Annotated in this window: 6 protein-coding genes; 5 read left to right on the plus strand and 1 reads right to left on the minus strand. The window is 72.4% G+C overall.

Going from position 1 to position 6,043, the window contains the following annotated elements; genetic code table 11:
- The first annotated feature begins 3 nt into the window (after window positions 1-3).
- From F8274_RS11380 to F8274_RS11400, 5 genes are read left to right on the plus strand one after another with little or no spacing between them, the layout of a single operon-like run.
- The gene (locus F8274_RS11380; RefSeq protein WP_151462262.1) at window positions 4-951 is read left to right on the plus strand and encodes a carbohydrate ABC transporter permease; all 948 of its coding nucleotides are present in this window, start codon (window positions 4-6) and stop codon (window positions 949-951) included.
- A complete protein-coding gene (locus F8274_RS11385) occupies window positions 941-1,783 on the plus strand; it encodes a carbohydrate ABC transporter permease (protein WP_151462263.1) in 843 nt (280 codons plus the stop codon). Before F8274_RS11380 ends, F8274_RS11385 begins: the two co-directional genes overlap by 11 nt.
- Window positions 1,780-2,694 carry an ROK family protein gene (locus tag F8274_RS11390; RefSeq protein ID WP_151462264.1) on the plus strand — a complete coding sequence of 305 codons (915 nt, stop codon included), beginning with the start codon at window positions 1,780-1,782 and terminating at the stop codon, window positions 2,692-2,694. The genes F8274_RS11385 and F8274_RS11390 overlap by 4 nt, the downstream gene beginning before the upstream one ends.
- Window positions 2,691-3,389: an N-acetylmannosamine-6-phosphate 2-epimerase gene (locus F8274_RS11395; protein WP_151462265.1), complete on the plus strand. Its 699-nt coding sequence runs from the start codon at window positions 2,691-2,693 to the stop codon at window positions 3,387-3,389. Before F8274_RS11390 ends, F8274_RS11395 begins: the two co-directional genes overlap by 4 nt.
- Window positions 3,390-3,401: 12 nt before the next feature.
- Window positions 3,402-5,042 carry a DUF4127 family protein gene (locus F8274_RS11400; RefSeq protein WP_151462266.1) on the plus strand — a complete coding sequence of 547 codons (1,641 nt, stop codon included), beginning with the start codon at window positions 3,402-3,404 and terminating at the stop codon, window positions 5,040-5,042.
- Between the two features lie 64 nt (window positions 5,043-5,106).
- Here the strand turns inward: F8274_RS11400 and F8274_RS11405 are convergent, their stop codons facing one another.
- A complete protein-coding gene (locus tag F8274_RS11405; RefSeq protein WP_151462267.1) occupies window positions 5,107-6,042 on the minus strand; it encodes an ion transporter in 936 nt (311 codons plus the stop codon).
- Window position 6,043: the final 1 nt, after the last annotated feature.

Below are 6,043 nucleotides of genomic sequence, written 5' to 3' on the forward strand. Positions count from 1 at the left end.
ATCATGACCCAGACGGACACCAGGGTGGGCCCGGCGACCGCCGGGCCTGCCCCGGGCCCGGCCCGGCCGTTCTGGACGACCCGCCGCCGGGACCACCTTGCCGGTTACCTGTTCATCACCCCGCAACTGCTCGGCAGCGTCGTCTTCGTGATCCTGCCGCTGATCCTCGTGGTCTGGTACAGCCTGCACGAGTGGAACGTGCTCGCCGGGACGTTCGACTTCGTGGGCACCGACAACTACCAGGCGCTCGTCGACGACCCGAACCTCGGCGCGGTGCTGCGCGCCACCGGGCTGTTCTCGGTCGGCCTCGTGGTGTTCAACCTCGGCCTGGCATTGCTGCTGGCCGTCCTGCTCAACCAGAAACTGCGGGGCACCATCCTGTTCCGCACGCTGTTCTTCTCGCCCGTCGTGGTGTCGCTGGTGGCCTGGACCATCGTGTGGGGCTTCCTGCTGCAGGACAACGGCGGGTTGAACAGCCTGCTCGACACCGTCGGCGTCGACGGGCCGAACTGGCTGCGCGGCGAGGGCACCGCGATGCTGTCGGTCATCGTCGTGCAGGTGTTCAAGAACGTCGGCCTGAACATGGTGCTGTTCCTGGCCGCCCTCCAAGGCGTGCCCGCGGACCTGTACGAGGCCGCCGAGGTGGACGGGGCCAGCCGGCTGCGCCAGTTCTGGCGGATCACCGTGCCGCTCATCAGCCCGACGATCCTGCTCACCTCGATCATCACGGTGGTCGGGTCGTTGCAGGTCTTCGCGCAGATCGCGGTGCTCACGCAGGGCGGGCCGGGCACGTCGACGACGGTGCTCGTCTACTACCTGTACCAGCAGGCCTTCCAGTTCCATCACTTCGGCTACGGCGCCACGCTGTCGATCGTGCTCTTCGCCATCGTGCTCGCGCTCACCGTGCTGCAGTGGCAGATGCGCAAGAGGTGGGTCTTCCATGAGTCGTGACCTGTCGCGGCGGACCAAGCTGGTGCTCTACGGGGTGCTGCTGGTCCTGGCGATCCCGTTCGTCTTCCCGACCTGGTGGATGGTCACCTCGTCGCTGAAGCCGGTGGCGGACATCTTCGCCTTCCCGCCGGACCTGCTGCCGACCAACCCGCGGCTCGACGCGTACCGGCGGGTGTTCGAGTTGCAGCCGTTCGGGCAGCAGTACCTGAACAGCCTCTACATCGCGCTGCTCGTCACGGTCGGCACCCTGGCCGTGTCGGCGCTGGCCGGATACGCCTTCGCGCGCATCCGGTTCCGCGGCCAGAACGTGCTGTTCCTGGTCGTCCTCGCGGGCCTGCTCATCCCCAGCGAGGTGACGATCGTTCCGCTGTTCCAGATGTTCTTCAAGCTCGGCCTGGTCAACACCCACTGGCCGCTGATCCTCGTGCCGATCTTCGGCGCGCCCAGCGTGCTGGCGACGTTCATCATGCGGCAGTTCTTCATCAGCCTCCCCGGTGAACTGGAGGAGGCAGCCCGCGTCGACGGGCTGGGCCGGTTCGCCACCTTCTGGCGGATCGCCCTGCCGCTGTCGCGGCCCGCGCTGGGCGCGGTGGCCATCTTCACCTTCCTGCACAGCTGGAACCTCTACCTGGAGCCGATCGTGTTCCTCTCCTCCCCGGAGAAGTTCACCCTGCCTCAGGCGCTCACCCAGTTCGTCGACGCCTACGGCGGCCCCATGTGGGACGTCCAGTTGGCGGCGGCGTCGATGACCGCGCTGCCCGTCCTGGTGGTCTTCGTCATCGCGCAGAAGCAGTTCGTCGAGGGTCTCGCGCACACCGGTCTCAAGGGATGACGACACCGATCGTCGGCATCGACATCGGCGGCACGAAGACGGCGGCCGCGCTGGTCGACCCGGGCGGGCAGGTGCGGGAGCGCCGCGAGGCGCCCACCCCCGCCCGGTCCGGGCCCGAGGCCGTGCTGGACGCCGCCGCCCGGCTGGCCGCCGACCTGCTCGGCGCGACCACCGGTCCGGTGGGGGTGGGCACGGCCGGCACGGTCGATCCCACGACGGGCGGCATCCGGTACGCCACCGACAGCCTGCCCGGCTGGACCGGCACCCCGGTCGCCGCCGCGCTGGCCGCCCGGCTGGGCCGACCCGTGCGGGTCACCAACGACGTGACCGCCGCGGCACTCGGCGAATGCTGGGCCGGCGCCGCACGGGGCCACGCGCACGTGCTGCTGGTGGCCGTCGGCACCGGGCTGGGCGGGGCCGTGATCCGGCACGGCCGCGTCGAGACCGGTGCCCGCGGCGCCGCCGGCGAGGTCGGGCACCTGCCGGCCCCCGGCGCCGAACGGCTGCGGTGCGGGTGCGGCCGGCACGGGCACCTGGAAGCGATCGCCTCGGGCAGCGGGCTGGCCGCCGCGTACGCCATCGAGACCGGCACCCGCGTCACCGGACGGACCGTGGCGGACCGCGCGGCGGCCGGCGACGGGGTCGCCCGGCGGGTCGTCGACCGGGCCGGCGCCGCCCTCGGCGCGGCCCTGGCGGGACTGGTGGCCCTGCTCGACCCGGACGCCGTCCTCGTGGCGGGCGGAGCGGGCGCCGGCCTGCTGCCCGCCGCGTCGGCCGCCTACGCGGCCGAGGTGCCCGCGGGCTGGGCCGGCGTCCCGCTGCGGCCCGCCACGCTGGGCGCCGACGCCGTCGTGGTCGGCGCCGCCCGACTGGCCATGGACGACCCCGACAGCGAAAGGACCGACGGGTGAACGTGCTCGACGACCTGGCCGGCGGGCTGGTGGTGTCCTGCCAGCCGCTGCCCGACGACCCCGGCGACCCGATGCGCGACCCGTACGTGCAGGCCCGGGTGGCCGCCGCGGTGGTGCGCGGCGGCGCGGTGGCGGTCCGGGTCAACGGACCCGACGACGTCGCCGCGGTACGCTCCGTCGTCGACGTGCCGGTGATCGGGCTCTACAAGCACGGCACCGAGGGCGTCGTCATCACCCCGACCGCGGCCCACGCCCTCGACGTGGCGCTGGCCGGCGCGGACATCATCGCGATCGACGCCACCGACCGGCCCCGACCCGACGGACGCACCTTCGCCGACACGGTCCGCCTGATCCGCGAACGGACCGACGCGCTGATCCTGGCCGACGTCTCCACCGCGGCGGAGGGCGTCGCCGCCGTCGCGGCCGGCGCCGACGCGGTCGCCACCACGCTGTCCGGCTACACCCCGGCCAGCCCACCGACTGACGGGCCCGACCTCGGGCTCGTGGCGCGACTCGTCGCACAGCTGTCCGTGCCGGTGATCGCCGAAGGGCGGTACCGCACCACGGAACAGATCGGCCGGGCCTTCGAGGCGGGTGCGCACGCGGTGGTGATGGGCAACGCCGTCACCTCACCGCTGTGGATCACCCGCCGGCTCGTGCCGGCCACCCCCCGCGCGGCGAGCGCGCCCAGATAACAGGGAGTGCAGATGAGAAGACGGACCCTCCTGGCCACCGGCGTGGCCGGGCTGACCACCGTGGCCATCGGCCGGCCCGCCCTCGCCGGGCCCGGCAGGCGGCAGCTGACCGTGGCACTCGTGCCGTTGGACGACCGGCCGGTCAACACGTACGCCCCGCAGATGACCGCGGCGAGCGCCGGCGCGCAGGTGCGGCTGCCGCCGCAGGAGCTGCTGGGCCGCTTCTTCACCCCCGGCGACGGGGCCGCCATCGCCCGCTGGCTGGGCGGCACCGGCGACGCCGACGGGTACGTGATCTCGGTGAGCATGCTCGCCTACGGCGGCCTGATCGCCTCCCGTACCGCCGCACCGACCCTGGCCGCCGCCCTGGACAACCTGGCCGCCATCCGGAACCTGCGCGCGACCCGGCCGGACGCGGTGATCGAGGTGCACGACACCATCCAGCGCCTCGCCGTCACGAGCACCGGCACCGAGCTGGACAGGTACCGCGACGCGCTGGTCAGCTGGGCGAAGCTCTACGACCAGGTGGTCAACCTCGGGCAGGATGAGCTGCGGGCCCAGCTCGACGCCGTCCGGGCGCAGATCCCGGACCAGGTCGTCGAGGACTACCTCGCCGCGCGGGCCCGCAACCACCAGGTCAACCGGCTCATGGTCGAGTGGGTCGCCGACGGCACGATCAGCCACCTCGTGCTCTCCGAGGACGACACCGCGCCGGTCGGTCTGGCCCGGGCCGAGCGGGTGGAACTGGAGGCGCTCGTCGCCCGCCTCGGCGTCGGCGACCGGGTGGAGATCTTCCCCGGCGCCGACGAGGTCGACGCGCTGCTGGTCGCCCGTGTGATCGCGGCCGGCACGACCCCCACCTACCGGCTGGAGTACGCCGGCGTCTCCGGCGAGAACTGGACCGCCCAACTGGAGGGCATCCCGTTCGCGGAGAACATCCGCCGGCACGTGGCCGCCGTGGGCGGCCGGGTCGTCAGCGGCGAGGCGGACATCGTGCTCGCCGTGAACACCCCCTCGGCGGCGCCCGCCCAGCGGGCCGCCGACCTGGACGCCTTCGTCGGGCGGATCGGTGAGCTGCTGGCCGCCGGCACCCCGGTCATCGTGGTGGACCCGCTCATCGTCAACAAGGCCGACCACGACCTGGTGGCGCGGATGGAGAGCGGCATCGATCTCGCGGCGCTGCTGTCCTACTCGGGGTGGAACACCGGCGGCAACGCGCTCGGCCTGGCGCTCGGGCACGGCACCGCCCGCTGGGCGTACCTGCGCTCCTCGGGCAGCGGTTTCGGCGTGCCCGAGCTGCGCGGGCCCGGCCAGGCGCACGCCGAATACCTGCTCTACCGGTTCGTCAAGGACGACCCGTGGAAGAACATCGTGCAGGTCGAGGCGTACGCGCACGCGCGGGCGCAGGGCTGGGACCCGCTCGCGCTCACGCCCGAGCAGAAGAGCTACTTCGACGGCTGGGTGCGTGAGCGGCTCGTGCCGCTGACCGAGCGGTACTTCGCTGACCACTTCGCCGGGCACCGCGTCGTGCTGGGCCGGCGGGGCGCCAGGACGTTCACGGCGACGCTGACGCGCTTCGAGTCGGCGCGCGTCGAGCTGCCGTGGGACCGGCTCTTCGAGGTGATCCTGGAACCCCGGCTGCAGCTGTCCTGACCGGACGACCGGTCGCGCCGGTGTTGATCTGCCGGCGCGACCGGTCCGGTGCTGCTTGTGGCGGTCAGCCCGCGCGCTCGCGGTGCTGGCGCGGTCGGTGCTGCCCGTCCTCGCGGTCGATGCGCAGCTCCCGTTCGAGCTCGCCGATGACCGCGCGCAGGTCGTCCAGCCGCTGGGTGAGCGCGATCCGGTCGAGCTCGTCGGGGATACCGTCGCCGTCCTCGTCGTAGTCCGGGGACAGCCGCTCGGTCATCTCCAGCCGGCGGGCCTCCTCCATGGAGTTGACGATGACCGCGATCAGGATGTTGAGCAGCAGGTTCACCGTGATCAGCACATAGCTGACGTAGTAGACGAGGGTCCACGGCGACACCGCCATGCCCTGCTGGAGCAGATCCGGCAGCGTCTCCAGCGACAGCAGCACGAACAGGGTCAGCAGCGAGCGGCCGATGTCGCCGTACTGCTCCGGATATCGCTCCCCAAGGATCAGCCAGCCGGCCATGCCGTACACGTAGAGGGTGACCGCGGCCAGGGCGAGGAACCCCGCGACACCGGGAAGGCTCCGCCACAGCGCCGCCACGATGGTGCGCAGCCCGGGTGAGAACCGCACCAGCCGCAGCACCCGGGCGACCCGCAGGAACCGCAGCACCCCCGAGTCACCGTGCAGGCCCGGAATGAAGATGCTGGCGATGACCAGGAAGTCGAAGACGTTCCAGCCGTGCCGGAAGAAGTCCTGCGGCCGGCGACCGAAGGCCAGCACCCGGATCGCGATCTCCACGACGAAGACGAGCCGGAAGAACCACTCCAACCAGCGCAGGACGGGGTGTGCCGCGCCGACGTCGCGGTAGGTCTCGAAGCCGAGCACCACCCCGTTGAGCATGATGACCACGACGATCACCACGTCGAAGGCGCGCGAGTCGGCGATGAGCCGGCAGCGCTCCGCCAGGCTCGATCGTGGGGCCGGCGCTGCGTGTCGTTGCCCCGGCACGGTCGGCAGCCTCACC

The organism is Micromonospora sp. AMSO31t (assembly GCF_008868175.1).
Lineage (GTDB): Bacteria > Actinomycetota > Actinomycetes > Mycobacteriales > Micromonosporaceae > Micromonospora.